The organism is Dyella sp. 333MFSha (genome assembly GCF_900102405.1).
Taxonomy (GTDB): Bacteria; Pseudomonadota; Gammaproteobacteria; order Xanthomonadales; family Rhodanobacteraceae; genus Luteibacter; species Luteibacter mycovicinus.
Genome location: NZ_FNBR01000001.1, coordinates 1657425 through 1684267 on the forward strand (window position 1 = coordinate 1657425; position 26843 = coordinate 1684267).

Consider the following 26843-nt stretch of genomic DNA (forward strand, 5'->3'; position numbering starts at 1 on the left):
ATGCATCGTGCCAATACCCGGACACGCGAAGACCTTCACAGTGACGCAGAGGGGTGTTGCGGCAGCGTGAATATGGTGCCGTTAATTCACACGTTTCGAGCGGCAAGCATCGCCGCCGCGATAGCCTGTTCGTCGTCACCGGTGCGCTCGGCAAGCAGCGTCGCGGCTCCGATGCGGTCGGCATCCGTACGATTCTGGCCCAGCTTCCACTTGCCCTCGATGCGATCGATGGCGATGCGGATACCGACGATGCCGCGGTACATGGCGGTCAGATACTCGGCCGGGGCATCGCCCACCTGCCACGGCAGGGGCTGTGCAGCATCCTTTTCGGACTGGGCGGTCAGACGGTCGAGCAAGGCACGGAGCAAGGTCGGCTCCGTGAACGTCTCCGGGCGTCCATAGACGTGCACCGCGATGTAGTTCCAGGTCGGGACTTCGCGGTGGTGTTCGGCCTTGCCGGGATACCCGTTCGGTGAGATGTAGGCGTGCGGACCCGCGAAGATCGACAGCGCCTCCCCGACGTGACGTGTCACATGGTCGTTGCCGCGCGCCACATGGCAGTACAGCGTGCCGTAGGGCCCCTCGTCCGGCGCCAGCACGAAAGGAACGTGACTCGCTTCGATGCCGCCCTCACCCGCCGTCACCAGCGTGCCGAACGGATGGCGCCGGATCGCCTCGTGCAGGACGGGCAGACGATCTTCGGCGAAGGCTCGGGGCGTGTACACGTTACTGGCCGAACTTGATCTCTTCGCCTTCGTGCCCGCGGTCCCACCCACGCAGCTCGTCGCGGATGTGCGCGATGCGCTGGCGGCCGAGCGCGTTGCGCTCTTCGTCCAGGACCAGGCCGTCGAGCAACTCGCCCAGGCGCTGCGCGGTGGGCAGCATCGCGTCCCAGGCGTCCAGCGCGGGTACGGGACCCGGCAGCGCCATGAAGAACGACAGACCCGAGGTCTGCAACGTGGCGATGCGTGCCATGTCGAAGTTGCCGGGCTTGGTCAGGTTGGCGACGCTGAAAATCGGACCCTGCTCCGGATGGCCGTCGACGAGCCGGTGGTAAATCCCCATGTCGCCGAACTCCAGGCCGGCCTTTTCGGCGGCCACGACGAGATCGGAACCGTTGAACCGGGTGCCTTCGCGGGCGACGACGTAGAGGCTGACGATGCGCTCGACCGGCGCGTGCGGCGGGCGGCGGCCGAGATCCGAGCGCGGAGGGGTCTTCGCCACCGGCGCGGGAGCCGGCGCGGGGGGGCGCACCGGCACCGGCGCGGGGGCCGGGACAGGCGTCGGCGCAGACGCGGCCACACGCGGCTCGTCGTCGAGATTGAACGGCAGGTCCAGATCGAAACGTGGCTCGGTGCGCTGGGCGGGACGCGCCACGGGCGCGGATGCCGCCGGCGCCGGTGCCGCCGGCGCCACGGGCGCGGCGGACGCCGTCCGCTCACCGGCCAGCGATGCACCGAGGCGCTCCAGCTCCGCCCTCAGGTCCACATCGAGCTCGGCCTGTTTCGGCCGCGGATTGAACAGCGGGTCGTTGGCGTCGTCCTCGCGCAGCTCGTCGCGGGCACTGAAGGACACGTTGTCCCGCTCGTCGTATGCCTCGCGCGCATCGACGCCACCGTCCTCGTCGCTGAATACCGGTTCGCGGCGCTCGCGGGCACGCTCAGGCTGTTCCGGCACGGGCTTGCGGCGACCCTGCTCCTTGCGCGGCTGACCGAACAGCCAGAGCAGCACCATCACGACGATGCCGACGAAGAGCATCGGGATGCCCACTGCGGGATTCCAGGCGAGGCCGATGGCGGGATTCATGGTTCGATTTCCTTGAAGAACGGTACTTAGGCGGCGCCGACGAGCTTGGACGCTTCGGCCAGATCGACCTGGACGAGGCGCGACACGCCCGGCTCGCGCATGGTAACGCCGCAGAGCTGATGGGCGGCCTCCATCGTGGCCTTGTTATGGCTGACGAAGATGAACTGCACCTTCTCACTCATCTCGCGGACCATGGCCGAGAAACGGCCCACGTTGGCTTCGTCCAGCGGTGCGTCCACCTCGTCGAGCAGGCAGAACGGCGCCGGGTTGAGGCCAAATATCGCGAAGACGAGTGAGACTGCCGTGAGCGCCTTCTCACCGCCGGACAGCAGCGTGATGTTGGAGACGCGCTTGCCGGGTGGCCGGGCCATGATCGACACACCAGTGTCGAGGAGGTCTTCGCCGGTGAGCTCGAGGTAGGCGTGGCCGCCGCCGAACAGCCGTGGGAACAACTCCTGCACACCCGCATTGACGCGGTCGAAGGTCTCCTTGAAGCGCTGGCGGGTCTCGCGATCGATTTTCTTGATCGCGCCCTCCAGCGTTTCCATCGCGCTCGTCAGGTCGAGCAGCTGCGCATCGAGGTATTCCTTGCGCTGCGACTGCTCGGCGTGCTCCTGGATCGCCGCCAGGTTGACCGGCTCCAGACGGGCGATCTTGCCGGAAAGATCGACCAGCTGCTGCTGCCAGCGCTCCGGTTCGGCGTCCTCGGGCAGTTCGGTGAGCAATGCTTCGAGTTCGAGACCCGACGCCACGATGGCCTGGGCCAGCTGTTCGGCACGCAACTGCAAGGCCTGCGCGGCGAGACGCTTTTCGGACACGTTCTCACGCACCTGATTGAGCACGTGCTCGACGCGCTGGCGCTCCTGCTCGAGCCGGCGGAACTCGGCGTCGCAGTCTTCGAGCGCACGACGTGCGTCGACCAGCTGCTTGTCGACCAGCAGACGCTGGTCGAGGTAGGTCTGCCGCTCGGCTTCGAGTTCCGCAATGGGATCGGAACCGGCAGCCAGCTGTTGATCGATCTCATCGCGGCGAGCGGTCACCTGGCGCAGCTGGGTATCCAGACGCGCAAGAGCCTGTTCGAGCGACCCCAGCGCCGAGCGCTTGGACTCCATGCTCAGTGCAAGCTGGTGCGACTGGTCAGCCGCTTCGCGCGCATTGATACGGGCTTCTTCGCGCGCTTCGAGCAACTCGCGACGCTCGTTTTCGAGACCACGGCGCTCGTCCTCGCGATCGCCCATGTGGCCGACGGCCTCATCGAGGCGCGCGCGGGCATCACGGGTCTGGCCCTGCAGTTCGTCGAGCTGATCGACGATGACGGAGATTTCGCCGCCGACCTTCTCGGCTCGGGCGCGCGCCGTTTCCATCTTGCCGCGATGGCTCTGCAACTGACCGGCGAGCTCGGACAGACGGCGATGCGCGGCGTAGAGATCGCGCTGGGCGTCGTCACGCTGACGTTCGGTCTCGAACTTGCTGGTGCGCAGGGCTTCCAGCTGTTCGGTACGTTCTTCGATGGTGGCTTCGAGGGTTTCGATCTGCCCGGCGAGCTGGCGGATCTCGCGTTCGCGGGCGAGCACGCCGACCTGATTGCCCTGCGCCCGCAGCACACGGGCCCAGCCCGGACCCATCCATGCGCCATCGCGCGTGATGACGGACTGGTGCGGCTGCAGTGAAGCGAGACGTGCGGCGGCGGCTTCCACCGACTCCGCGACAAAGACATTGCTCAGCAGCGCGACGGCGGCCACCGGCCCACGCACGTGCTCGGCGAGGGTACCGGGGGCGCCGGGGCCGCCCTGCTCCCTCGCGAACAGCGCGACATCGGCCTGCCCGAGCGCTTCGAATTCGGGCAGCAAGGCGTCGATCGAATCGACCAGCACCCCGTCGAGGACGCCGGCGAGCACGGTTTCCACCGGCGACTCGAAGCCGGCGTCGACCTGCAGCGATTCGCCCAGGCGACGCGAGCGGTCGAGACCGAGGCGCGACAGCCAGCCACTGGCCGCGGTTTCTTCCTGGCCCAGCGCGGCACTCTGCAGGGCTTCGAGCGAGGCCTGGCGGCCGCGCGCGGTCTGCAACTGCTGACGCCCGTCGTTCAGTGCGGTCTGCACCTGGCGCTCTTCGTCGAGCACGCGCTCGTACGCGACCTTGTGCTGGTCGAGCACGCCGCCCAGCTGCTCCACCTTCTCGCGCTGGGTATCGTGTTCGACATCGAGTTGTTCGGAGGCGGCGTCGAGCGCGGCGATGTCGGTCGCCTTCTGTTCGGCATCCAACGCCTCTTTGCGACGCGACAGGTCGACCGTCTGTCGGTCGAGATAGGCCAGCTTTGTCCGCTCGACCTCGGCCGCGCGGCTGGACTCCGACGCACCCCGCGTATGGGTATCCCAGCGCTGCTGCCAGTCGGCCAGCTTCGACTCGGTGGCACGAACCACGTCGCCCGTCTCGTCCTGGATCTGCTGCAGGGCTTCGAGCCTGGGCTCGCCCTCGGCCAGTGCCATGCGCAGGGTCTCCACCTGCTCGCGGTCGGCGCCGATGTGGCCCTGCAGTTCTTCGAATTCGCGCTCGGCTTCGCCACGCGCGCGCGTCAGTCGCTCGCTGAGGTCGCGGCTATGCCGCACCTGCTGCTCGACACGGGCGATCTCGGAGCCGACCTTGTAAACCTCGGCCTGAACCTGATTGAGGTGCTCGCTGGCGCCCTGGTGGCGCTCGCGCACGCTTTCCATCTGTGCCTCGACCTGGCGCTGGCCGGCGAGGTGTTTCTCGATCTCGAGTTCCGCCTCGCGCAGACCGGAGCCTTCGCCTTCGTGGCGGCGATGCAGCGTGCGGTACTCCAGCGCGCGGAGCTCGGCTTCGCGGCGGGTGTGCTCTTCCTTGAAGGCCTTCCAGCGCTCGGCGGCGCGGGCCTGGCGATTCAGGTGGTCCAGCTGTTTGTCGACCTCGTCGCGCACGTCACGCACGCGGTCGAGGTTCTCGCGGGTGGCCTTGATGCGGCTCTCGGTTTCCTTGCGGCGCTCCTTGTACTTGGAGATGCCGGCGGCTTCTTCGAGATGGGTGCGCAGTTCTTCCGGCGCCGCCTCGATGATCTGGCTGATCATGCCCTGCTCGATGATCGAGTAGGAACGCGGGCCCAGGCCGGTCCCAAGGAACAGGTCGGTGATGTCACGGCGACGGCAACGCGCGCCGTTGAGGTGATACGAGGACTGGCCGTCACGACTGACGATGCGCTTGACCGAGATCTCGGCGAAGCTGGCGTACTCGCCCTGGATGGTGCCGTCGCTGTTGTCGAAGATCAGTTCGACCGTGGCCTGGCCCACCGGCTTGCGCGCGCTGGAGCCGGAGAAGATGACGTCAGTGAGGGAGTCGCCGCGAAGACGGCTGGCCGCGGATTCACCCATGACCCAACGGATGGCGTCGATGATGTTCGACTTGCCGCAGCCGTTCGGACCGACGACGCCGGTCATATTGGTGGGCAGGTGCAGCGTGGTGGGGTCGACGAACGACTTGAATCCCGCCAGCTTGATCGTGGTCAGACGCATGTTTTCTTTATTCCCCGGGGGCCTTGGCCTCGATCGCCAGCGCGTGGATGCCGTCCGGCATCATCTCGGCCAGCGCAGCATAGACCATGCGATGCCGCTGGATCGGGTTCTTGCCGGCAAAGGCCGGACTGACGATACGGGCGAAGAAATGCCCCCTGCCCTCGCCCGAATGCCCGGCGTGCTTGTGGCCCTCGTCGATCACGTCCAGCTCGACCGGGGCCAGGGCCTCGGTCAGCAGGACCCGGATGCGCTCGACTTTCTCGGCCGTCACGGCAGCACGGCGCGGAACGGCCGGACCGTCACGTCGCGGTACACGCCGGCTTCGACATAAGGATCCGCGCCAGCCCAGGCTTCGGCGGCCGCCAGGTCGCTGAACTCGGCCACGATCATGCTGCCGGTGAATCCGGCCTCACCCGGGTCGTTCGAATCGATGGCCGGGAACGGGCCGGCCAGCTTCAGGCGGCCCTCGTCTTTCAGGGCGTTGAGGCGCGCCAGGTGAGCCGGGCGCGCGGCAAGGCGCTTTTCCAGCGAATTCGGGTGATCCAGTGCGACGATGGCGTAGAACATCGATGTCTCCGGTAGCGAGGCCGGTCAGGCCTCGGGGCGCATGGTCGGGAACAGCAGCACGTCGCGGATGGACGACGAACCGGTCAGCAGCATGACGAGGCGGTCCATGCCGACGCCCAGGCCACCGGTCGGCGGAAGGCCCACTTCGAGCGCACGGATGTAATCGGCGTCGTAATGCATGGCTTCGTCGTCGCCGGCATCCTTGGCGTCCACCTGGGCCTGGAAACGCGCGGCCTGGTCTTCGGAATCGTTGAGCTCCGAGAAGCCGTTGGCGATTTCCTTGCCGTTGATGAACAGCTCGAAGCGGTCGGTGATGCCCTTGTCGGTATCGCTCTCGCGCGCCAGCGGCGAGACTTCCACCGGGTGATCGGTGATGAAGGTCGGCTGGATCAGCGTGTGCTCCACCGTCGCCTCGAAGATCTCCAGCAGCAGCTTGCCCCAGCCGTACGACGGCTTGACCTGGATCTTCAGCCGCGCGGCGTGCGCGGCCATGACGTCACGGTTGCGCAGGTCTGCCGGCTTGATCTCGGGATTGAGTTCGAGCACGGCGTCTTCCATGCGCCAGCGACGGAACGCCGGAGCCAGGTCGACGGTCGCGCCGTCCCACTCGATGGACGTCTGGCCGATGACCGCCTCGGCCGAGGAGCGAATCATGCCCTCGGTGATGTCCATGATCTCGTGGTAGGTAGCGTACGCCTGGTACAGCTCGAGCATGGTGAACTCGGGATTGTGTCGCGTGGACACGCCCTCGTTACGGAAGTTGCGATTGATTTCGTAGACGCGATCGAAGCCGCCCACGACCAGGCGCTTGAGATACAACTCCGGCGCCACGCGCAGGAACAGCGGGATATCGAGCGCATTGTGATGCGTGGTGAACGGACGCGCGGTGGCGCCGCCCGGGATCACGTGCATCATCGGCGTTTCCACTTCCATGAAGCGGCGCGGCTCGGCCTCGAGCCAGCGACGGACGTGGCTGATGATCTTCGAACGGAGCGCGAAGGTGCGGCGCGACTCCTCGGTGACGATCAGGTCGACGTAGCGCTGGCGGTAGCGCTGCTCGACGTCGGCCAGGCCGTGGTGCTTGTCCGGCAGGCCGCGCAGGGACTTGGTCAGCAGACGGATGGCGTCGACCTTGATCGACAGCTCGCCGGTCTTCGTGCGCATCAACAGGCCTTCGGCACCCACGATATCGCCGAGGTCCCAGCGCCTGAAGGCGTCGTAGGACGCTTCGCCCAGCGTGCCCTGGTGAACGAACAGCTGGATGCGGCCGGTGCCGTCCTGCATCTGCACGAAGCTGACCTTGCCCTGCCCGCGCATCAGGATGATGCGGCCGGCCACGGTCACGCGACGCGGCGCACCCTCGATGGCCTCGGCCGTCCAGGTGTCCTTGTCCGCAAACTCGTCCTGCAGGTCGCCCGCGAAACTGTCGACCTTGAAGTCGTTGGGATAGGCGATGCCCTGCGCGCGCAGCGCTTTCAGTTTCTCGCGACGCTCGGCGATGAGGCGGTTCTCGTCGGCGGCGGTGGCGGGCGTGGCATCGCGGGTATCGTCAGTCATGGAAAGGGCAACATGTTTGATGGATGAAAGTAGGAGCGCGCCCTGTGCGCGATGCTCTCCAATCGCGCGCAGGGTGCGCTCCTACCGCTGTCACGCGTCGACGCGCTTGGAACCGGCTTCGAGGCCGGACTTCAGGCTGGCCTCGACGAATTCGTCGAGATCGCCGTCGAGCACTTTCTGCGTATCGGAGCGTTCGAGGCCCGTGCGCAGGTCCTTGATGCGGGACTGGTCGAGCACGTAGTTGCGGATCTGGCTGCCCCAGCCGATGTCCGACTTGGTTGCCTCGAGGGCGTCCTTCTCGGCATTGCGCTTCTGGACTTCCAGCTCGTACAGCTTCGCTTTCAGCATCTTCATCGCGCGGTCGCGGTTGGCATGCTGGCTGCGCTCGGTCTGGCAGGCCACGACCGTGTTGGTGGGCACGTGGGTGATACGCACCGCCGACTCGGTCTTGTTGACGTGCTGGCCGCCGGCGCCGGACGAACGGTAGACGTCCGTACGCAGGTCGGCCGGATTGATGTCGATCTCGATGTTGTCGTCGACTTCCGGCGAAACGAACACCGAGGTAAAGCTGGTGTGCCGGCGGTTGTCGGAGTCGAACGGGCTCTTGCGGACCAGGCGGTGCACGCCGATCTCGGTCTTGAGCCAGCCGTAGGCGTAGTCGCCTTCGACGCGGAACGTGGCGGACTTGATGCCCGCAACTTCGCCCGCGCTGACTTCCATCATTTCCGTCTTCCAGCCGCGCGACTCCGCCCAGCGCAGATACATGCGCAGGAGGATTTCCGCCCAGTCCTGGGCCTCGGTACCGCCGGCACCTGCCTGGACGTCGACGAAGGCCGCCGCCGAGTCGAGCTCGCCGGAGAACATGCGCTGGAATTCGAGCTTGCCGACGCGGGCGTCGACCTTTTTCAGGTCGTCGACGATGGACTGAACGGTGGCGCCGTCGCCATCCGCGGCGGCCATCTCGAGCAGCTCACCGGAGTCGTCGAGCGTGCCGGACATCTCGTCGATGCCGGTGACGATGCCGTCGAGCTGGGCGCGTTCGCGGCCGAGCTCCTGTGCGCGCTTGGGGTCATCCCATACGGTGGGACTTTCCAGCTCGCGATTGACTTCTTCTAGGCGTTCTTTCTTGACGGCGTAGTCAAAGATACCCCCTAAGCGACTCGACGCGGCCCTTGAGGTCCGCAATCTGCGCAAGGATCGGATTGGTCTCGATCATGGTGTGTCTGGCCTGATGACGCGGCGCGGAAGGCGCCGACTAAAGCGGCCGATCTTAACAAATCCTGGGGTGGGCCGCATGGCGGGCGGAGGCCGCTCCTGTAGGAGCCCGCCCTGCGGGCGATGGGACTGCGGCAAGACCCCATCGCCCGCAGGGCGGGCTCCTACGGACGAGCGGCTGCCCTCAGGCCGGCAAGGCCTCCTGGTGAACCCCTCGCACGGCCCGGCCCGACGGGTCGGCGGCGGCCGCGAAGGCCGGGTCCCACGCCAGCGCGGCCGGGGACGAGCAGGCGATGGACTTGCCGCCGGGCACCGTGGCCGCACAGGCCTCTCCCGGGAAATGGGTCTCGAAGACGGTACGGTAGAAGAATGCCTCCTTGGTCGCCGGGGTGTTCACCGGGAAGCGGGCCGCGGCGGCCGCGAACTCACGATCGGAAACCATCGTCTCGGCATGCGCCTTCAGGCCGTCGATCCAGCCATAACCCACGCCGTCGCTGAACTGCTCCTTCTGGCGCCAGAGAATCGAATCCGGCAAGGCGCCTTCGAAGGCCTCGCGCAGCAGGCCCTTCTCGATACCCTTGCGGGCGACCATCTTGGCCTCGGCGTCGATCGACATGGCCGTTTCGAGAAATTCCGTATCGAGGAAGGGCACGCGGGCTTCGACACCCCAGGCCGACATCGACTTGTTCGCACGCAGGCAGTCGTAATAATGCAGCGCGTCCAGCTTGCGCACGGTTTCCTCGTGGAAGGCGCGGGCCGACGGAGCCTTGTGGAAGTACAGGTAACCACCGAAGACCTCGTCGGAACCCTCGCCCGAGAGCACCATCTTCACGCCCATCGCCTTGATCCGTCGCGCCAGCAGGAACATCGGCGTGGATGCGCGGATGGTGGTGACGTCGTAGGTCTCGATGTGGCGGATGACTTCGGGCAGCGCGTCGAGGCCTTCCTCGAAGGTGTAGCGGAAGCCGTGATGGACGGTACCCAGCGCCTCGGCCGCGATCTCGGCGGCTTTCAGGTCGGGCGACCCTTCGAGCCCGATGGCGAATGAATGAAGGCGCGGCCACCAGGCTTCGCCACGGTCGTCTTCTTCGATACGGCGGCGCGCGTAACCCGCGGCGACCGCGGCGACCAGCGACGAATCCAGACCGCCCGACAGGAGCACGCCATACGGCACATCCGTCATCATCTGGCGATGCACGGCGGCTTCGAACGCGGTACGGAGATCTTTCGGGTCGATGGTCTTGCCGACGGTCGCATCGTAGTCGCGCCACTCAGGCGTCCAGTAACGCACGGCCTCACCGGTCTGGCTGTCGTAGACATGGCCCGGCGGGAAGGGCGCCACGTCCGCGCAGACACCGACCAGCGACTTCATTTCCGACGCGACGCAGAGGCGGCCTTCGCGATCGTGGCCCCAGTACAGCGGGCAGACGCCGACCGGATCGCGGGCGATGATGTAACGCTGGCGGCCCGCGTCCCAGAGCGCGAAAGCGAAGATACCGTTGAGCTGACCGAGGAAGTCCGCCCCGTGCTCGCGGTACAGCGCGTTGATCACCTCGCAGTCGGAGCCCGTGGTGAACGGATAGCTGCTGGCGGCGCGAATCTCACGATGGTTGTAGATCTCGCCGTTGACGGCCAGGGCCAGGTCGCCTTCTGGGGAACGCAGCGGCTGGGCGCCACTGGCGGGGTCGACGATGGCGAGGCGTTCGTGGACGAGGATCGCGCCGTCGTCGACGTAGACACCGCTCCAGTCCGGCCCGCGATGGCGCTGCCGCTGCGAAAGGGACATCGCCTCACGGCGCAGCGCGACCAGGTCATCACCGGCCGCGAGGCCGAACATCCCGAAGATCGAACACATGGTCTTGCTCCTGACTATCGATGGGGAAACGCGCAAAGAAAAAGGCCCGCCTGGTGAGGGCGGGCCTTTGGTGTCTGGTGGTTTGTCTCGCAACCGCCTACACGCCGACCCTCCCGAGGTTCCGGGCATTATTGGTATTGGCGTTATTGGCGGCGAGGCGGGTCATGAGTCGAATAGAGCATGAAGATCGCTGCAATGCAACACCCTCCCCCGTGATTGCTACTCTGTAGGAGCGCACCCTGTGCGCGATGTCACGTTGCGGGGGCGGCACTCGCAAGAAAGCGTCGCGAGCGGGGCTCGCTCCTACACGACTTCCGGAACCGAGGTACCCCATGACTCCCCTCCTCGCGCTCGCTCTTCTCTCCACGGCCCAGACCGCGCCGGCATGGATCGCCGGCGACTGGGATCCCTACAGCAACGCCTTCACCGGTCTGCGCATCCTCACCGTCGGCAAGGACTCGCTCACCTGGCACGGCTGCCAGAACGCGCACTTCGATGTCGTCGACGCGAAGGACAACACGCTCACGATTCGTCTTGCAAAGAACACTGCCTGCAGGCTCGACGATGAGCCGCCGACCCGCATCGACACCGTGCGCTTCACGCTGCGCGACAACCACTGCGACCTTGCCGTATCGATCTACGCGTCGCCCGATGCGCTGGCCCGGAACGAGCCCGCCGCGGAAGGCCTCTACGGCAAGTCGAAATGCCCGTCGGGCCCGGCGGCTCAGGCGGCGACCAACCTTTCGACCACACCGCGATAAGCCTCGGCGGCACGCGTTTCGGCGGCGTGCGCGAAGTCGCGCACACGCCACGTGCCGCCCACCATCACGTCACGCACCAGCGGCGTGTTGCCGGCGAACAGGAAGCTGTCGATCACGTCCGCTTCGCCGCGCGCCGCCAGCAACGGCGAGCGATCGTCGAGGACGAGCAGGTCCGCGCGTGAGCCGGGCGCAAGACGTGCCACGTTGACGCCGGCCGACTGCGCGCCGCCGTCCAGAGCGCGCTGCCACAGGACCGTACCCACGCTTTCTTCCGGCCGACGCGCCGCCACATTGCGATGCCGGGTCAGCAGGCGCTGGCCGTATTCGAGCCAGCGCAACTCCTCCACCGGCGACACCGAAATGTGCGAATCGGAGCCGATGCCGAGCGTGCCGCCCGCATCGATATAGGCCGCCAGCGGGAACAGGCCGTCCCCCAGGTTCGCTTCCGTCGTCGGACATAGCCCGGCGACGGCACCGGTCTTCGCGAGCCGGTCGGTTTCGTGCGGCGTCAGGTGGGTGGCATGGACCAGCGTCCAGCGCGCGTCGACGTCCGCGTGGTCGAGCAACCATTCCACCGGACGCGCGCCACGCGCGGCGAGGCAATCCTGCACTTCGCCGATCTGCTCGGCGATATGAATGTGGATCGGCAGGTCACGGCAGACGCCCGTGGCGAGCAGCGCACGCATCGCCTCCTCGGGAACGGCGCGCAGCGAATGCAGGGCCACACCCAGACGCAGCATGTCGTTCTGCAGAGGCGCCAGGCGCTCCAGCAACGCGACATACTGGCCCACGTCGTTGCGGAACCGCTGCTGGCGCTCGTTCAGTGCCCGACCGTCGAACCCGCCCGTCATGTACAGGACGGGGAGCAGCGTGAGGCCGATCCCGGCTTCCCTGGCCGCCTCGATCAGCGCCAGCGACATCGCGGCCGGATCGGCGTAGGGCACGCCCCGGGGACCGTGGTGCAGGTAATGGAACTCGCAGACCTGGGTGTAGCCGGCCTTGACCATCTCGATGTAGAGCTGGGTCGCGATGGCCTTCATGTCGTCGGGGTCGATCGCCTCCGCGAAGGCATACATCGTCTCTCGCCAGGTCCAGAAACTGTCCTCGCCCGGACCGCGACGCTCGGCCATGCCGGCCATGGCGCGCTGGAACGCGTGCGAGTGGAGGTTGGGCATGCCCGGCAGCACGAAGCGGCCGATGCGCTCGTCCGGGCCCGGTGAGGCATCGGCGAAGCGACCGGCGGCCACCGCGATACCACCCTCCCCCGAGCGCCATCCGCGGTCGTGCCAGAGATAGTCGGCGGCGAGCTTCTGGTGTGACATGGGGAGATGTCCTTGGGGGGGTAGTCGCGACATGGTATCGCGGGCGGGGCCCGCTCCTGCATGGGGACGGCAGGCGATCGCGGGTCTGTCGGTGATTTCATCGCGCGGGCGCATAATGGGGGGATGACCGAGATCAACTCCGCTCAGGCGCCGAAGCTCACGCTTCGGCTTGCACGCCTCGCCGACGTGCCCGAACTCGTCGCCCTCACCGCCCGTGTCTACACGGCCGAGTGGGGTCATTCCGCCGAGATGCTGCAAGGCCAGCAGACCCACTTCCCCGAAGGCCAGTTCGTGGTCGAGTACGAGGGAAAGATCGTGGGTTTCTGCGCCACCTTCCGGATCAACGAGGCGCTGGCCCTGGCGCCGCATACGTGGATGCAGATCACCGGCGGCGGTTTCGCCTCGCGCCACGATCCCAAAGGGGACTGGCTCTACGGCATGGAAGTCGTGGTGCACCCCGACTACCGCGGCATGCGCATCGGCCAGCGGCTGTACATGGCCCGCAAACGTCTGTGCACCGAGCTCAAGCTGCGTGGCATCGTATTCGGCGGTCGCCTGCCGGGTCTCTCCAAAGCCATCGGCCGCTATGGCAGCGCCGAGGCTTACGTCCAGGCCATCGTCGACGGCAGCCGCCGCGACGCGACGCTGAGCTTTCAGTTGCGTAACGGCTTCGAGGTCATCGGGCTGCTGCGCGAGTACGTGCCGTCCGACCACGAATCGCTCGGCTATGCGGCGCATCTGGTCTGGCGCAACCCGCAGTTGCTCAACCACCCTGACACGCCGAAGGTGTCGCAGTCGCATCGACTGCCCGACTCGGTGCGCGTGGCATCCGTGCAGTACCAGCAGCGGCGCATCGCATCGTTCGCCGAGTTCGCCACCCAGGTGGAATACTTCGTCGACATCGCCGCCGATTACGACGCCGACTTCGTCGTCTTCCCCGAGCTGATCACGCTGCAGCTGTTGTCGATCGAAAACGCCGAGCTGTCGCCAGTGGATTCGATCCGCCGCCTCTCCGAGTACACCGACGAGGTCAAGGCTCTCTTCCATCGCCTGGCCGTGCACTACAACATCAATATCATCGGTGGTTCGCACCCGACCCGGCAGCCCAATGGCGACATCCACAATGTCTGCTATGTCTGTCTGCGCGACGGCTCGATCCACGAGCGCGAGAAGCTGCATCCGACGCCCAGCGAGAAGAACGTCTGGAACATCACCGGCGGCGACAGCGCTGCGACGATCCAGACCGACTGCGGTCCGATCGGCGTGATGATCTGCTACGACTCCGAGTTCCCCGAGGTGGCCCGTCACCTCACCGACCAGGGTGCGCTGATCCTGTTCGTCCCGTTCTGCACCGACGTGCGCGAGGGCTACCTGCGTGTGCGTTACTGCTCGCAGGCACGCGCCATCGAGAACCAGTGCTACGTGGTGCTTTCGGGCAACGTGGGCAACCTGCCCGGCGTGAACAACTTCGACATCCAGTACGGCCAGAGCTGCATTCTGACGCCGAGCGATTTCCCGTTCGCGCGCGACGGTATCGCCGCGGATTCCACCCCGAATATCGAGACGGTGCTGTTCGCCGATCTGCGGCTGGAAAGCATTGCGCGCGCACGCAATGCCGGTGCCGTGCAGAACCTTAAGGACCGTCGTTTCGACCTCTACCAGGTACGCTGGGCACGACATCTGGAGGGCAAATGAACGAACTTCCTCCCGACATCGACCCGACGCCGGGCGCCGAACCCGCACCGGGGCATCCATCGCGCATGGCCCGCCTGCGTGAGTTGCGCCGGCACGAATGGTTGTCGCCCAGGCAGTGGCGTCGACGCATCCTGTTCTGGACGGGCGCCATCGTCGTCGGCCTGTCCGCCGTCTTCTTCGCCAAGGCCGCGGATTACGCCTTCGAGCTGTTTCACAGCGTGGCATCGCATGGCTGGTGGGTACCGTTGTTCATCACCCCGCCGATGTTCGCGCTGCTCTGCTGGCTGACACAGGGGGCGCTGAAAGCGACGCGGGGCTCGGGTATTCCGCAGGCCATCGCGGCACTGAAGGTCGAGGACGAGGGTTTTCGTTCCCGCCTGCTGGCGCTGAAGGTTGCGCTCGGCAAGATGGCTCTGACCCTTGCCGCGCTGCTCGGCGGCGCCTCGGTCGGTCGCGAAGGCCCGACCGTGCACGTCGGTGCGGGGCTGCTGTATTCGATGGGCCGGCGCTTCGGCTTCGACGACCCTGCCGCGGCGGGCCGTTTCATTCTTGCCGGTTCGGCGGCCGGTCTGGCGGCGGCGTTCAATACCCCGCTGGCGGGCATCGTGTTCGCCATCGAGGAAATGTCCGGCACTTTCGAGCACCGCATGAGCGGCACGCTGCTCACCGCCGTCTTCGTCGCCGGCGTGGTCTCCCTGGGCATCGTCGGCAACTACGCCTACTTCGGCGACATCACGGCCACCCTGCCCCTCGGCCGCGCGTGGATCGCCGTGCTGCTCACCGGGCTCGTCGGCGGTCTGGCCGGAGGCCTGTTCGCCCGGCTGATCATTCCGTCCACGCTGGGACTGCGCGGTGCGATGGGCCGTCTGCGCGCGCGTCAGCCGATCGTCTTCGCCGCGGCCTGCGGTCTGGCCCTGGTGCTGCTCAGCCTGCTCAGCGCCAACGGTCTGTATGGCACCGGTTATGCGCAGGCACAGGACATCCTGCAGGGACATAGCGACACCGGCCCGCTGTTCGGCGTGCTCAAGTTTCTGGGCAACATCGCGTCGGCGTGGGCAGGTATTCCCGGTGGCATCTTCTCGCCCGCACTGGCGGTGGGCGCGGGCTTCGGTGGCAACATCGCTCAGCTGCTGCCCGGCGCGGACACCTCCGCCGTGGTGCTTCTGGGCATGGCGGCATATCTGTCCGGCGTCACCCAGGCACCACTCACCGCCACGGTGATCTCGCTGGAACTGACGGCCAACCACATGATGGCCCTGCCGATCATGGCCGCCTGCCTGCTCGCGCGCGGCGCGTCGGCTCTGGTCTGCCGCGTTCCGGTGTACAAGGCTCTGGCCGACGTACTGATCGTGCAGTACGAGGCCGAACGCGCGCGTCGCGAAACGCCTCCCACTCCCGAGCCGAGCCCCTCGCCATGACCGCCGATACCCGCTGGGACCACCTCCTCCTCGATGTCGGGCTGGCCACGCTGACCGACAACGGCGAGGCTTACGGTGCGATCGAGCAAGGCGCCATCGGCTGGCGGGACGGCGTCATTGCCTTTGTCGGACCTCGCGCCGAGCTGCCCGGCGATCCGCACGCGCTCGCCCATCGTGTCGAGTCGCTGCCGGGTTGCTGGGTCACGCCCGGTCTTGTCGATTGCCACACGCATCTGGTCTTCGGCGGCGAGCGAGCGCAGGAATTCGAGCAACGGCTGGAAGGCGCCACGTACGAGGAGATCGCCCGCGCCGGTGGCGGCATCGTATCCAGCGTGCGCGCCACGCGGGCAGCCAGCGAGGACGAACTGCTGCGCCAGTCGCTGCCCCGTGCGCGGGCCCTGCTCGCGGATGGCGTCACCACGCTGGAGATCAAATCCGGCTACGGCCTGGAGCCGGATGCCGAGCGGCGCATGCTGCGCGTCGCACGACGCATCGGGGAAACCCTGGGCGTCGATGTACGCACCACGTTTCTCGGCATGCATGCCCTGCCTCCTGAATATGCCGGACGGCGCGACGAGTACGTCACGCTGGTCTGCGACACCATGCTGCCATCGCTCGCGGACGAAGGTCTGGTCGACGCGGTGGACGCCTTCTGCGAAGGCATCGGCTTTACCCATGCGGAGACGGACCGGCTGTTTGCGAAAGCGACCGCGCTCGGCCTGCCGGTCAAGCTGCACGCCGAACAACTCTCCGACCTCGGCGGCGCGGCACTCGTCGCGCAGTATGGAGGCCTGTCCGCCGACCATCTCGAATGGACCAGCGAGGAAGGCGTCCGGGCGATGGCGGCAGCCGGTACGGTCGCCGTACTCCTGCCCGGCGCGTACTACGCATTGCGTGATACGCGTCCGCCGCCCATCGACCGCTTTCGCGAGCATGGCGTGGCCATGGCGGTGGCCACCGATCTGAACCCGGGCACCTCGCCCCTGCTTTCGCTACGCCTGGCGATGAGCATGGCCTGCACGCTGTTCCGCCTGACCCCGGAAGAAGCGCTTCGCGGGGCCACGGTTAACGGCGCGCTCGCGCTCGGGCTGGTCGACCGTGGCACGCTGGAGGTTGGCAAGCGTGCCGATCTGGCGGCGTGGAACGTGCGGCATTTGCCGGAGCTTTGTTACTGGATTGGCGGTGACCTGCTGCGTGCGAGCTGGATCGGTGGGGAGCACGCCGCTGGCTGAACGATTCATGCACAGGTCTCTGTTAGCCGGGAGTTCGAGCGTAATGACGTGATGACGGACGTGGGCGAGCTTCAGCCCATTCGAGGTCCAGACATAGCCGGACCGGACTGCGACTGTGTCTGAGTCTGAGTCTGTGCCTGCTGTTGGGCCTGCGCTTCGATCTCTTGCTGCTCGGAATGAAACTGGGCCCACTGCTGCGTTTGCTGCCCTGCATAAGCATTGGCATGCGCGACCGTCTGCTCGACGGTGGGCGGCGGCGTAGAGATATCGACGACAGCACGGTCACCCGGGTGACGTCCGTGCATAAGCAACGTCGAATCGTTCTGCAACGAAATACCCTGAATGTCGCCGCCCCGTATGTCGGCCTGCCGCGCGGCAAGCGTCACCTGGGCAAGTCGATCCGGCGAGGTACCCTCCGGCAGCCTCGCTCGGAGGTCATCGTAAAGCGCCGGATCCACAGAGCGCGCAAGGACGGTCGAGTCAACCGACGGCGACTTTGGAGCGGTCGTGTCGGCAACCGTATGCGGGCTCTGTGCAATTTCGCGATACGGGTCATCCGGGTGTACCTTTGCCGCCATGTGCTGACGCTCAAGTCGAACCTCACGCGCATCATTGAGGTCTCGAATCAAGGCCGGATCGGTGACGCGCTCAGAAGGGCTGCGAAAGCCGAACTCCGCAACATCGGTATTGACATAGGACGTCCAGCCTCTTGAACGAGCGTCGTATTCGTAGTGGTTGATGTCACGATTGATGTGATCAGGATCGACATACGAGGAGGAAAATGCCGCCGTGCGCTCCGCTCGGATGAGAGCACCCATGTATTCACCTTTATCGGCGACGTTATCCCCGTATTTTCCAAGGACACCATAAGTGGTATCGCCGAGGCGAGGTACACCGATGAAACGGCTATCGAGCATGGTGTGCCAGACCTTCTCTACAGCTGGCTCACCACCGCCAGCGCGCGCCGCGTTGAGAAGTATATTCGGTGTCCAGGCATCAGCCCCGATCGACGCCTTCCCGAATGACTGAGCATGGGCATCTTGAATGTCCGCTGCCGGAAGATTCAATGCCAACTGCGGCTCGTTCTGGGCCATGTGAAGAGCGCGTCGCTGGAAATCGTTACGGACAAGATCCCTGCCAAAAGCCTCCCAGCCGCGTTCGTCGAGAACCACATGGTCGTGGTCTTTCGCATACGACTGCGCGTAGCTGTTTGCGACAGCGCCTGGCATGTTGTCGTTCCGTACAACACCCAGCGCGAGAAGGCCGTAACCGTCTGCGCCCGCATGATTGGCGAGATAGTTCCAGTAGCGCTCACGATTCCCCGCCTCAGCATAGGCCTGAAGAATCTCCATATCCTTGTCGTTAAGGCCATTCATCGTCCGGCTCCGTTTGCCGCATTTTGCAGGGCTTGGTCGAATAGCGACCTGATCCTCGTCTCGATACGTTTCCAGTCCTTCATGTAAGCGCGAAGATAGGTGACATCCACCGCGATCTGGAACTCTTCAATCACGAACTCCTGATTACACGTACCGCGATCGATACCCGCCGCGGTATCCTCTAACCGTTCGTTGACTAAATTTGCGCCACGAATTTCTCGCGGGCTGCAAGATATGAATGTAAGCGGCTTACCACCCGCGGAGTATGAAACAAACCAATCTTTGCCTAGTCCTGTGAGGTTTTCATCATCAACAGGCGCGCCTCTTCTCGAGAGGTATGCCTTCAGTTTCGTCATATCGATGTAATACGGCACAAGACCATCGACAGCCCCTCCCTTAGTCCGAAGCGAGAGGTGATAAATCGGGTCGTCCGGTTGGTTCCATGGGTGCGGCGAAATAGAGGTTCTTACGACGTCCTCGATCGGCACCTTATCCACATATCTCGGACGAACGCTTATTGCCTCGTCAAGATAGGCGCCTGCATATGCACGGTCTCGGACAGCACCTGCCGGAAATGCCTCGAGCGTAGGCCACCGCAGCGTGAGCCCTACCGACCCTTGGAAATCCGGTCCCGTCTGATGCTCATAAAGATTCATCGGAAACAAGAACGTGTTTGGTCCCAGCTTCGCCGGCACCAGCTTCTCGCTGTACCCCTCCCATTTGTAATTGGGATCACGCTTCCCAACCGCCTCATGGAGGAAGCGCTCCTGGTCGACCGTCAGACCGTCCTTCTTCGCCTGCTCGGCGACAGCCTGCTCGGACGATGCCGGCTTGTCCTGCGAGCACGCTGTGGCTGCAAGAGCCAGGGCGGCTGTGGCGCCAATCGCGCGAAGGGTTCGTGGGGGCATGCAGGGGTCTCCGAGATCCAGGGGATCGACCGTAACAGGAGGAAGGAGGCGTGGGACGAGATGCCGGTCGCGCAGCGGCGACCGCGTGGTGCAGATAACAGGGCCAGCGAGGCTCTCGGCCACCACCATCTGCTGGCCCGGCACTAGCCGGGCAAGATCGCGACGTAATTGAGTGGCCCGCGATGGGTCGAAGTGAAGTGGACGCTGTCGGCCGGCCTCGTTAGCGAAGCCCAACATATCCATGAAGTCGTTCTCATCCGCGCGGCGTGACGGTGCCTGGACGACCCGGCAAGCCATCGCGCTCATCGCCTCGACCTCGGCACGGGACCCATAGACCTCGCGCCAACGGGCGGGCTGAGCGGTACGAAGTACAAACCGTGGTCCGTCCTGACCCGTTTCATGAAGGACACGAGACAGATTCTCGACCAGTCCAACCCGCTCGATGCCATTGATCAGACAGGTGAACTCCGCGGCGCCGGAGCGGCGCCCGAGCCCCAGTCGGATCAGGTCCCAGAGCAGAATCGTTGCCACCCGGCGCTGGTCCGGGGACAGATCGTCGCCAACCGACAGGTAAATCGAGACGGCAGCCCCATGCTGTATCGCTGCGCAGGTATCCGGGCCGGACATGACACTGCCCGCGAATGCCGTACTAAAGGCCGGCAGTGGACCCTCGACCGACGCAAGGCGCTCCCTGAGCACGCGGTTCGGCAGGCGAAGCAACGAATCAAGCCCAGCACGGGTGTCGCCGGCGACGAAACCCTTGCCGAGCATTTTCTTTATCGCCGACTTGCCGTCGGCACGTGCCCGGGACACGACCTGATGGATCATCCTGAACGTAGCCGTTGGATCGCTCTCCGATCCGCCAAGGGCTCGTCGGGCCGCCGCGTCATCGTAAACGTATCCGGCGAAAGCGGTGAAGGCATCCTTCGCTTCACGCATCGGCCTTGCGCCATAGCTGCGCTCGTCGTAGAGCATGCTGGCGATCGCCGACAGCTCCTCGCGGCGCCGATCAGCTTCCGGGGAAAAGCGGCCCAATGGGTTCCAGTGAGTCGAGATGCCGTCGGACGCGAATGGACGGATGAGCCGAACGGTCCCCAGTGTCGCTCGATAGCCTGAGGTCGCGCGCCACAAGCGGCTCTCGCAATCCAGGACGACAACGCTGCCGGGCGTATCCAGCAGAGATGACACTAACTGAGCTTCCGCCCGGGCTTCGTCCGGAACGCACAACGCGAGATGCCCTGGCCCTGCCCAGCGAAGTGCCCGACCGCCTCGCATACCGACAGCTACACCGTGATCGGCATCGAGCATACCCGCGTCACGCAGCTCGGAGCGCGTCGCGAAACGCGTGGGAAATGCCACACGACGCGCCGCCAGCCACCGGACGTAAAGCCAAAGGGCCGTCCCCCCATGCCACGAGCGGCGGCAAAAAACCCGCGGCACCGGACAGCCATATCCGCCAGACGTAAGGCGCGACGTCAGGAAGCATGCGCGCAGTCCAGTACTGTCCGTACGTATCGCCGCTGAGTGCAACGCGCTCGCTCAGACCGAGCCAGGCAAGCAACACCGCGCCCGACAAGCGAAGAGCAACCAACCACACGACAACCAATAAGGCCGACAGGGCGACCCATCCCACGGTTTTCCAACGCATCGTCACTTCATCCTTGCCGACTCGTCCCGAGTCGCGCGTGCACCATCGCTTCGTCGACTATTCTTGTCAAGGCACGACCAGCGCGACGCAAATCCGACCGAAAACTCAGAATAATTCCATCGATTTCGACCGGCATCGCCACCTAAGATCGCAGTCCCCTCGCCCATCCGGGCGTCGGCGACCACGGATGTCGAATTCGCGATGCTGCTCTTTCCCACACTTCCCCGCCTTTCGCCGGGCGTGCTTTCCCTGCTCGCCTGCATGCTCGTGGCCTGCACGGAAACCGACGACCGCGATGAGCTGCGCGCGCGGCGCGCACGCCAGATGCGCGACGTCTCGCGCATGCTCGATGCGATGGAGACGCAGGAAAACGCGAGGCGACCTGTCGACGCCACCCGCACACCGGCACCGGGCGCACCGGCCTCGCGTCCCTCAGCAGAGACAAGCGGGCGAACCGACGCTCCCGCTTCGTGGATCGTGTCATGCCTTGCCACGTTCGGTTCCGGCGTCGCCGCGATCGCGATCCGACGATGGCGACGCAAGCGACGCCTCCGTCCACTGTCACAACCGCTGTCCATCGCCGCGCATTTCAGCGACAGCCCCATCGTGCGCAGGACCGACGCACAGGGCATCCCATCGCATCCGACGTGGGTCTACCGCACATCCCCTTTCGAAACGCCGTTGCTGTACATGGTGCCGGAATCGGTCGACCTGTTGCCGCTGCCGTCGCCTGACATCGCCATCTCGTTCGCCATACGCAGCGCACTCGGCGACGTCGAATGCCTGACCGGCGCGAGGCGCCTCTTCGCCGTACGTGAGCTCGTCGCGCGGTACTCAGGCGAGAACGAACCTCGTGATCGAGCTGGCATCCATGCCCTGATCGATGTGCACCTCGCCTGGGCGTCCTGGGTACGCGGCGACGCGCTCAAGGCGCGCCTGGCGGAGGTCGAACGGTTGTGCCACGCCATGACCGCGTCCGGGTCCGGGCAGCCCGATCCATCCATCTCGTTACTCATCGCGCGGACGGCGCTCGCACGTGCGCGCCTGTTATCGGGCAACGATGCGCGGGACGTGTGCTCCCTGGCGCTGCTGCATGCCTTCCTCGCGGAACAGGAGCCGTCCCTCACCGATCAGGCTGCCGCGTGCCGGCAGGAGATCACCGCGTTCTACGAAAGCATCCGTGAATCCACCCCGTCATTGCCCGGCGAGCCTTCTTCATGACCGTTACGACGTCTCCACACGATCCCTCCACGCCTTTCTGGTCCATCCGCTACGGCATCGCAGCGGCTGTGCCCACGGACAATATGATCGCCCGATCGCTGAAAACCTACGGCGAATGGACCGAACAGACATCGGACCTGCTCAGCGCCCTCGTCGATGAGCGGCACGTCGTGCTCGAGTTCGGTGCGGAGTACGCCGCGCACGCGCTCTGGATGTCGCGGGCCGTGGGCCCCGGGGGTCAGGTGCATATGGTCGAGCCACGACGCATCCGGTTCCAGCAATCGTGCGCGACCATCGCGCTCAACGGTCTGGATAACGTGTTTGCCCATGCGGTGTGGCTGGGAGGCTCACGTGGCCCGCACGTGCTCCGTGGCGACGGTCGTCCGGACGAGAGCGTTCGCGGCGTGACGCTCGACAGCCTCCGGCTGGCGTCGCTGCAGTTGCTCAAGATCAACGAAACGAATGCCTTGATCGACCTGATCGCGGGCGGTGTCGAAACACTGAAGACGTATCGGCCACTGATTTACGCCCGGCTTTCCGGCAGCGAACAGGCAGCCGGCGAAGTGGAAGCGATGAAGGCGCTCGGGTATCGCGTGTGGTCGCACCTGCCCTATCTGTTCAACAGGGAAAACCACGCCGGCGTCGCCCAGAACCTGTTTCCGGGCGTGGTCCAGCAAAACGTGATCGCCGCATCGGCGGGCGGCAACGTCGACTTTACGGACCTCGTCGAGTTATAGGGGTCAAAGCCCCGGAAACGAGAAACCCCGCCGAAGCGGGGCTTTTCGTCTCACGCAAGAACGGCTTTACGCCTTCTTGCGCGGCGCGGCTGCCTTCTTGGCAGCGGCAGGCTTGGCGGCGGCCGGCTTGGCAACAGCGGCGCCGGTGACGACGTCGACGTGCGGACGGGCTTTGCCATAGCTGGAACGGTAGATCTTGCCGCGACGGGTGCGACGATCGCCCTTGCCCATGGGAAACTCCTTGATTCGAAAAAGTAGAGAGGAACGGCCGGTCATCGTATCAGCGGCCGCGTAAATGGCAAGCGCCAGCCGTTCAGGCGGGCAGTTCAGTGAGTGTGCCGGCCGTCCTGGCCGCAGCCCTCGAGGTCGTCCGGACAATGACCCGGGTCCACCTGGACCGTCGCGTGCCCCACCCGCCAGCGCTCGCTCAGGGTCGTCTTGATGACCGTGAGAATGCGGGCCGGATCGGCGCCGGGCTTGAGTTCGGCGTGCAGCGTGGCCATCCGCGAGCCCGCGGTGACCTGCCAGATGTGCACGTGGTGGATGCTGAGGATGCCCGGATCGAGGCCCTCCAGCCGACTTCTCACGTCCGCCAGATCGACGCCTTCAGGCGTGCCCTCGAGCAGGATGTGGCCGGAACGTCGCACCAGCGACCAGGCGCTGCGCAGGATGAGCAGCGAAACCAGGATCGACAGGACCGGATCGGCCCAGTTCCAGTCGAGCCAGCGCACCGCCAGGGCGGCCAGCACCGCGGCGATGGATCCCAGCAGGTCGCCCAGCACATGCAGGCTGGCGCCGGCGATGTTGACGTCGTCGGGGTCGTGGCCGTGCAGCGTGCGCAGCACCACCACGTTGGCCACCAGTCCCACGGCGGCGACCACGAACATCACGCCGGAGAGGATCGGCGACGGATTGAACAGGCGCATCACCGCCTCGTAGACAATGAACGCGACAAGCGCGAACTGGGTCAGTGCGTTGACGAAGCCCGCCAGCACCTCGATGCGGCCGTAACCATACGTGCGCTGAGCATCCGCCGGACGCGCCGCGAAACGCGCGCCGAGAAACGCCAGCAGCAGGGCGAGCGCGTCGACCAGCATGTGGCCGGCGTCGGCCAGCAGCGCCAGCGAGCCGGAAAGGATGCCGCCACCCGCTTCGACCACCAGCATCAGCGTCGTCAGAACGAAGGCGAACAGCAGCTTCCGTTCGCTGCCGCCGGCGGCATGACTGTGGTCGTGGTCGTGGGTATGCGCGTGACCATGGGAATGGCCGTGGGCGTGTGCGTGATCGTGTGCCATGAACGAAAGGCTAGGTGCTCGGGACGCGGTTACACAATCACGGGTGCGCGCAGGAGGGGCCGTGGATATGGCCCGCATGCTCGCTGTGGTCGACCCGGAGATTGACGAAGTGCGCGGAAGCGACGAGCAGCCCGCCACAGGTCACGAGCACGCTGTGCACCACGAGCGACCCGCCGTGCAGAAAGGTCACTCCGAGCACGAGCAGGGTCAGGCCGGGTATCGCCAGGGCCAGCGGCAGACGTCGGTGGTGGCGCCGATACCCGGAGATCAGGGCCAGCGAGGCAAGGACGCAGGCGAAGGCGACGAAGCCGGTTTCGAACCGATGATCGGCCAGGAACGACAGGCCGAGCACAGGCAGCAGCGCGATCACGAAGGGCAACGCCGCGCAGTGGATCGCGCAGAGGAACGAGGCCGTGGCGCCGAAGCGGTCGGCCACATGCCACCAGCGTCGGGGCACTTGCTGAGCGTCGGATTCGAGAGGGAGATCGGTCATGGGATGCATAGCGTGACTTCTTGCACGGGTCCAGGCAAGTAATGATACTTTATAACATCTCAAAACACACCACGGAGTTTCACCCCGATGCGCAGAACCCTTCTCGCCCTGACGCTGGCTACCACGTTCGGTAGCGCCCTCCCCGCCATGGCCGAAGACGCTCCCCAGGATGCTTCGGCGCCCGCGAGCGCCAGAGAACCCCAGGGTAAATCGCGCAAGAACGCCGAAAAGCTCGACGCCATCGTCGTCAACGCGGTGCCCCTGGGCCAGAGCGCCGACCAGATCGTGGCTCCCGTGGCCGTACTGGCCGGCTCGGCTCTCGATGACGCCAAGGCCGTGTCGCTCGGCGAGACCGTCTCGGCGATTCCGGGCGTACAAAGCTCGGCACTTGGTACGGCGGTCGGTCGTCCGATCATTCGCGGTCTCGACGGTCCCCGCGTCGCCGTCCTCGAAAATGGACTGTCGTCGCAGGACGTATCCAATGTCAGTCAGGATCATGCGGTGACCCTCGAGCCGTTCCTCGCCGATCAGATCGAAGTGCTGAAGGGCCCCGCCACCCTGCTTTACGGTTCCGGCGCGATCGGTGGCGTCGTGAACGTCGTCGACGGCCGCGTGCCGGAAAAAGCGCCGGAGAACGGTTTCGCCGGCCGCGCCGAAGTGCGCAGCGATTCCGTGTCGGACGGTAAGACCGGCCTGCTCCGCCTCGACGCGGGTAACGACAGGTTCGCCATCCACGTCGACGGCATGCATCGCGACAACGAGGATTACGATATCCCGGGCGGCACCCTCGCCAACAGCGCGGTGAAGACCACGTCCGGCGCGGTGGGCGCGTCGCTGCTCGGATCGTGGGGCTACCTCGGCCTGTCGGTCTCGCGCTTCATGGATCTCTACGGCAGCCCCGCCGAGCCAGGCGATCCGGCGGAGCGCGAAGATCCCGTGCACATCAAGATGGCGCAGACCAATTACAGCCTGAAGGGAGGCTTCATCCAGCCGATCGACGGCATCGCGAAGATCGAGTTCAACCTCGGTCACGGTGCTTACCAGCACGTGGAGTTCGAAGGCGATACGCCGGGCACGACGTTCGCGACGACCAGCAACCAGGGCCGCCTCGTCGTCACGCACGAAGAACTCGCGGGCTGGAACGGTGCCTTCGGCGTGCAGACCCAGCATCGTCAGTTCTCCGCCGTGGGCGAAGAGACCTTCGTACCCGCGACGACGACCAAGGGCGTCGGTGTATTCCTCACCGAGCAGCGCGACTTTGGGCCGGTGAAGGTCGAGCTTGGCGCGCGGCATGACAAGCAGACCGTCCAGCCCGATAGCGGCGCCAGGCGCGACTACAACCCGAACAGTTTTTCCGCAGGCGCCGCGTGGCGTTTTGCTGACCAGTGGCATCTGTCGCTCAACCTCGACCACGCCGAGCGCGCGCCGTCGGAAGAGGAACTCTTCGCCAATGGCCCGCATGAAGCCTCGAACACCTTCGAGATCGGCAGCGACCTCAACAAGGAAAAATCCAACCAGGCCGAATTGGGCCTTCACTTCCACGGTGACGTGGTCGAGGGCAAGGTCGCGGTCTACTACAACAAGTACAAGAACTTCATCTACCTCGCCGACACCGGCGAAGTCGAGGACGACCTGCCGGTCCGCATCTGGTCGCAGAACGACGCGACTTTCCGCGGCGCGGAAGCGGAAGCCACGTTCCACCTTTCGAAGGGGACGTCGGGCAACTGGGATCTGCGCGTGTTCGGCGACACGGTGCGCGCCACGCTGTCCGACGGTGCCGGCAATGTGCCGCGCATTCCCGCCGGTCGCGTGGGCTCCACGCTGAGCTGGACTGCCGACAGCCTGCGCGCCAGCCTCGGCGCCGTGCGTTACATGAAGCAGGACAAGATCGCCGCGTTCGAAACCGACACCGCCGGTTACACGCTGGTCAATGCGCACTTCGCATGGACGTTCGTCAACGACGAACGCAGCCAGTGGGAAGCGTTCGTCGACGGCAACAACCTGACCAACCAGACCGCCCGTCCGGCGACGTCGCTGTTCAAGGATGTGGCACCGATGCCGGGGCGGAATGTGTCGGTGGGGGTGCGGGCGTTCTTCTGACCGACAAAAAGAACATGTAGGAGCGCGCCTGTAATGGCCGGGTTTTTCAGGACCACCAAGTAGGAGCAAAATCTCCTGCGAGGTGAATCATGGCTCATAGAAAAATTCCG

22 protein-coding genes are annotated in these 26843 nt (G+C 65.6%); 7 read left to right on the forward strand and 15 right to left on the reverse strand.

Annotation, left to right across the window (positions count from 1 at the left end; genetic code table 11):
* Positions 1–86 precede the first annotated feature (86 nt).
* The 8 genes from BLT40_RS07190 to asnB all read right to left on the reverse strand — a co-directional run bounded on the left by BLT40_RS07190 (position 87) and on the right by asnB (position 10527).
* Positions 87–725: an FMN-binding negative transcriptional regulator gene (locus BLT40_RS07190; protein WP_090352468.1), complete on the reverse strand. Its 639-nt coding sequence runs from the start codon at positions 723–725 to the stop codon at positions 87–89.
* Position 726: 1 nt separating this feature from the next.
* Positions 727–1806, reverse strand: a complete 1080-nt coding sequence (zipA, locus tag BLT40_RS07195) for a cell division protein ZipA (RefSeq protein ID WP_090352469.1) — start codon at positions 1804–1806, stop codon at positions 727–729.
* Between the two features lie 26 nt (positions 1807–1832).
* Positions 1833–5333 (reverse strand): chromosome segregation protein SMC, encoded by a 3501-nt coding sequence (smc, locus tag BLT40_RS07200; RefSeq protein ID WP_090352470.1) that lies wholly within the window; start codon positions 5331–5333, stop codon positions 1833–1835.
* A 7-nt stretch (positions 5334–5340) separates the two neighbouring features.
* Entirely contained in the window at positions 5341–5604 is a 264-nt protein-coding gene (locus tag BLT40_RS07205) for a BolA family protein (protein ID WP_079521499.1), read from the reverse strand.
* Positions 5601–5900, reverse strand: a complete 300-nt coding sequence (locus BLT40_RS07210) for a YciI family protein (RefSeq protein WP_036114004.1) — start codon at positions 5898–5900, stop codon at positions 5601–5603. The genes BLT40_RS07205 and BLT40_RS07210 overlap by 4 nt, the downstream gene beginning before the upstream one ends.
* A 24-nt stretch (positions 5901–5924) precedes the next feature.
* Positions 5925–7457 carry a lysine--tRNA ligase gene (lysS, locus tag BLT40_RS07215; RefSeq protein ID WP_036114006.1) on the reverse strand — a complete coding sequence of 511 codons (1533 nt, stop codon included), beginning with the start codon at positions 7455–7457 and terminating at the stop codon, positions 5925–5927.
* Between the two features lie 90 nt (positions 7458–7547).
* Positions 7548–8673 (reverse strand): peptide chain release factor 2 gene (gene prfB, locus BLT40_RS07220; protein ID WP_143025850.1). Its coding sequence is split into 2 segments (ribosomal slippage): positions 7548–8597 and positions 8599–8673, totalling 1125 coding nucleotides; the frame shifts between segments, so codons are not numbered across the junction.
* 183 nt (positions 8674–8856) lie between these two features.
* The gene (gene asnB / locus BLT40_RS07225) at positions 8857–10527 is read right to left on the reverse strand and encodes an asparagine synthase B (RefSeq protein WP_079521502.1); all 1671 of its coding nucleotides are present in this window, start codon (positions 10525–10527) and stop codon (positions 8857–8859) included.
* A 332-nt stretch (positions 10528–10859) separates the two neighbouring features.
* Between asnB and BLT40_RS07230 the strand changes: the two genes are divergently transcribed.
* Positions 10860–11288, forward strand: coding sequence for a hypothetical protein (locus BLT40_RS07230; protein ID WP_079521503.1), 429 nt, complete (start codon positions 10860–10862; stop codon positions 11286–11288).
* Here BLT40_RS07230 and BLT40_RS07235 read toward each other — a convergent pair.
* The gene (locus BLT40_RS07235; protein WP_079521504.1) at positions 11252–12610 is read right to left on the reverse strand and encodes a formimidoylglutamate deiminase; all 1359 of its coding nucleotides are present in this window, start codon (positions 12608–12610) and stop codon (positions 11252–11254) included. The two genes, BLT40_RS07230 and BLT40_RS07235, sit on opposite strands and share 37 nt — an antisense overlap.
* Before the next feature lie 123 nt (positions 12611–12733).
* On the opposite strand from BLT40_RS07235, the gene BLT40_RS07240 reads away from it, so the two are divergent.
* From BLT40_RS07240 to hutI, 3 genes are all read left to right on the forward strand, one after another.
* Entirely contained in the window at positions 12734–14305 is a 1572-nt protein-coding gene (locus tag BLT40_RS07240; RefSeq protein WP_036114014.1) for a bifunctional GNAT family N-acetyltransferase/carbon-nitrogen hydrolase family protein, read from the forward strand.
* A gap of 65 nt (positions 14306–14370) precedes the next feature.
* A complete protein-coding gene (locus BLT40_RS07245; protein ID WP_090352548.1) occupies positions 14371–15723 on the forward strand; it encodes a chloride channel protein in 1353 nt (450 codons plus the stop codon).
* Positions 15720–16955, forward strand: a complete 1236-nt coding sequence (gene hutI, locus BLT40_RS07250; protein ID WP_090352471.1) for an imidazolonepropionase — start codon at positions 15720–15722, stop codon at positions 16953–16955. Before BLT40_RS07245 ends, hutI begins: the two co-directional genes overlap by 4 nt.
* A 71-nt stretch (positions 16956–17026) precedes the next feature.
* On the opposite strand, the gene BLT40_RS07255 is transcribed toward hutI, so the two are convergent.
* The 3 genes from BLT40_RS07255 to BLT40_RS07265 all read right to left on the reverse strand — a co-directional run bounded on the left by BLT40_RS07255 (position 17027) and on the right by BLT40_RS07265 (position 20887).
* Entirely contained in the window at positions 17027–18331 is a 1305-nt protein-coding gene (locus BLT40_RS07255) for a hypothetical protein (RefSeq protein ID WP_090352472.1), read from the reverse strand.
* On the reverse strand, positions 18328–20427 hold the full coding sequence (locus BLT40_RS07260) for a type IV secretory system conjugative DNA transfer family protein (protein WP_090352473.1): 2100 nt from the start codon (positions 20425–20427) through the stop codon (positions 18328–18330). The genes BLT40_RS07255 and BLT40_RS07260 overlap by 4 nt, the downstream gene beginning before the upstream one ends.
* Before the next feature lie 127 nt (positions 20428–20554).
* Positions 20555–20887, reverse strand: coding sequence for a hypothetical protein (locus BLT40_RS07265; RefSeq protein WP_079521509.1), 333 nt, complete (start codon positions 20885–20887; stop codon positions 20555–20557).
* 201 nt (positions 20888–21088) lie between these two features.
* On the opposite strand from BLT40_RS07265, the gene BLT40_RS07270 reads away from it, so the two are divergent.
* Together BLT40_RS07270 and BLT40_RS07275 are read left to right on the forward strand one after the other, a co-directional pair.
* A complete protein-coding gene (locus BLT40_RS07270; protein WP_090352474.1) occupies positions 21089–22108 on the forward strand; it encodes a hypothetical protein in 1020 nt (339 codons plus the stop codon).
* A gap of 83 nt (positions 22109–22191) precedes the next feature.
* Positions 22192–22845 carry a class I SAM-dependent methyltransferase gene (locus BLT40_RS07275; protein WP_079521511.1) on the forward strand — a complete coding sequence of 218 codons (654 nt, stop codon included), beginning with the start codon at positions 22192–22194 and terminating at the stop codon, positions 22843–22845.
* Between the two features lie 66 nt (positions 22846–22911).
* On the opposite strand, the gene BLT40_RS20745 is transcribed toward BLT40_RS07275, so the two are convergent.
* The 3 genes from BLT40_RS20745 to BLT40_RS07290 all read right to left on the reverse strand — a co-directional run bounded on the left by BLT40_RS20745 (position 22912) and on the right by BLT40_RS07290 (position 24633).
* On the reverse strand, positions 22912–23076 hold the full coding sequence (locus BLT40_RS20745) for a 30S ribosomal protein THX (RefSeq protein ID WP_079522086.1): 165 nt from the start codon (positions 23074–23076) through the stop codon (positions 22912–22914).
* Between the two features lie 95 nt (positions 23077–23171).
* On the reverse strand, positions 23172–24140 hold the full coding sequence (locus BLT40_RS07285) for a cation diffusion facilitator family transporter (protein ID WP_079522085.1): 969 nt from the start codon (positions 24138–24140) through the stop codon (positions 23172–23174).
* A 37-nt stretch (positions 24141–24177) separates the two neighbouring features.
* The gene (locus BLT40_RS07290) at positions 24178–24633 is read right to left on the reverse strand and encodes a MerC domain-containing protein (RefSeq protein ID WP_043697621.1); all 456 of its coding nucleotides are present in this window, start codon (positions 24631–24633) and stop codon (positions 24178–24180) included.
* Between the two features lie 87 nt (positions 24634–24720).
* Between BLT40_RS07290 and BLT40_RS07295 the strand changes: the two genes are divergently transcribed.
* Positions 24721–26733, forward strand: coding sequence for a TonB-dependent receptor (locus tag BLT40_RS07295; protein ID WP_090352476.1), 2013 nt, complete (start codon positions 24721–24723; stop codon positions 26731–26733).
* Positions 26734–26843 lie beyond the last annotated feature (110 nt).

Coding starts and splice junctions, on each gene's coding strand:
- BLT40_RS07265 (WP_079521509.1), bottom strand. CDS start 20,887: ATGCGTTGGAAAACCGTGGGATGGGTCGCCCTGTCGGCCTTATTGGTT.
- BLT40_RS07285 (WP_079522085.1), bottom strand. CDS start 24,140: ATGGCACACGATCACGCACACGCCCACGGCCATTCCCATGGTCACGCG.
- BLT40_RS07230 (WP_079521503.1), top strand. CDS start 10,860: ATGACTCCCCTCCTCGCGCTCGCTCTTCTCTCCACGGCCCAGACCGCG.
- BLT40_RS07235 (WP_079521504.1), bottom strand. CDS start 12,610: ATGTCACACCAGAAGCTCGCCGCCGACTATCTCTGGCACGACCGCGGA.
- BLT40_RS07275 (WP_079521511.1), top strand. CDS start 22,192: ATGATCGCCCGATCGCTGAAAACCTACGGCGAATGGACCGAACAGACA.
- zipA (WP_090352469.1), bottom strand. CDS start 1,806: ATGAATCCCGCCATCGGCCTCGCCTGGAATCCCGCAGTGGGCATCCCG.
- BLT40_RS07295 (WP_090352476.1), top strand. CDS start 24,721: ATGCGCAGAACCCTTCTCGCCCTGACGCTGGCTACCACGTTCGGTAGC.
- BLT40_RS07255 (WP_090352472.1), bottom strand. CDS start 18,331: ATGAATGGCCTTAACGACAAGGATATGGAGATTCTTCAGGCCTATGCT.
- BLT40_RS07270 (WP_090352474.1), top strand. CDS start 21,089: ATGCTGCTCTTTCCCACACTTCCCCGCCTTTCGCCGGGCGTGCTTTCC.
- BLT40_RS20745 (WP_079522086.1), bottom strand. CDS start 23,076: ATGGGCAAGGGCGATCGTCGCACCCGTCGCGGCAAGATCTACCGTTCC.
- BLT40_RS07210 (WP_036114004.1), bottom strand. CDS start 5,900: ATGTTCTACGCCATCGTCGCACTGGATCACCCGAATTCGCTGGAAAAG.
- asnB (WP_079521502.1), bottom strand. CDS start 10,527: ATGTGTTCGATCTTCGGGATGTTCGGCCTCGCGGCCGGTGATGACCTG.
- BLT40_RS07240 (WP_036114014.1), top strand. CDS start 12,734: ATGACCGAGATCAACTCCGCTCAGGCGCCGAAGCTCACGCTTCGGCTT.
- hutI (WP_090352471.1), top strand. CDS start 15,720: ATGACCGCCGATACCCGCTGGGACCACCTCCTCCTCGATGTCGGGCTG.
- smc (WP_090352470.1), bottom strand. CDS start 5,333: ATGCGTCTGACCACGATCAAGCTGGCGGGATTCAAGTCGTTCGTCGAC.
- lysS (WP_036114006.1), bottom strand. CDS start 7,457: ATGACTGACGATACCCGCGATGCCACGCCCGCCACCGCCGCCGACGAG.
- BLT40_RS07245 (WP_090352548.1), top strand. CDS start 14,371: ATGGCCCGCCTGCGTGAGTTGCGCCGGCACGAATGGTTGTCGCCCAGG.
- BLT40_RS07290 (WP_043697621.1), bottom strand. CDS start 24,633: ATGACCGATCTCCCTCTCGAATCCGACGCTCAGCAAGTGCCCCGACGC.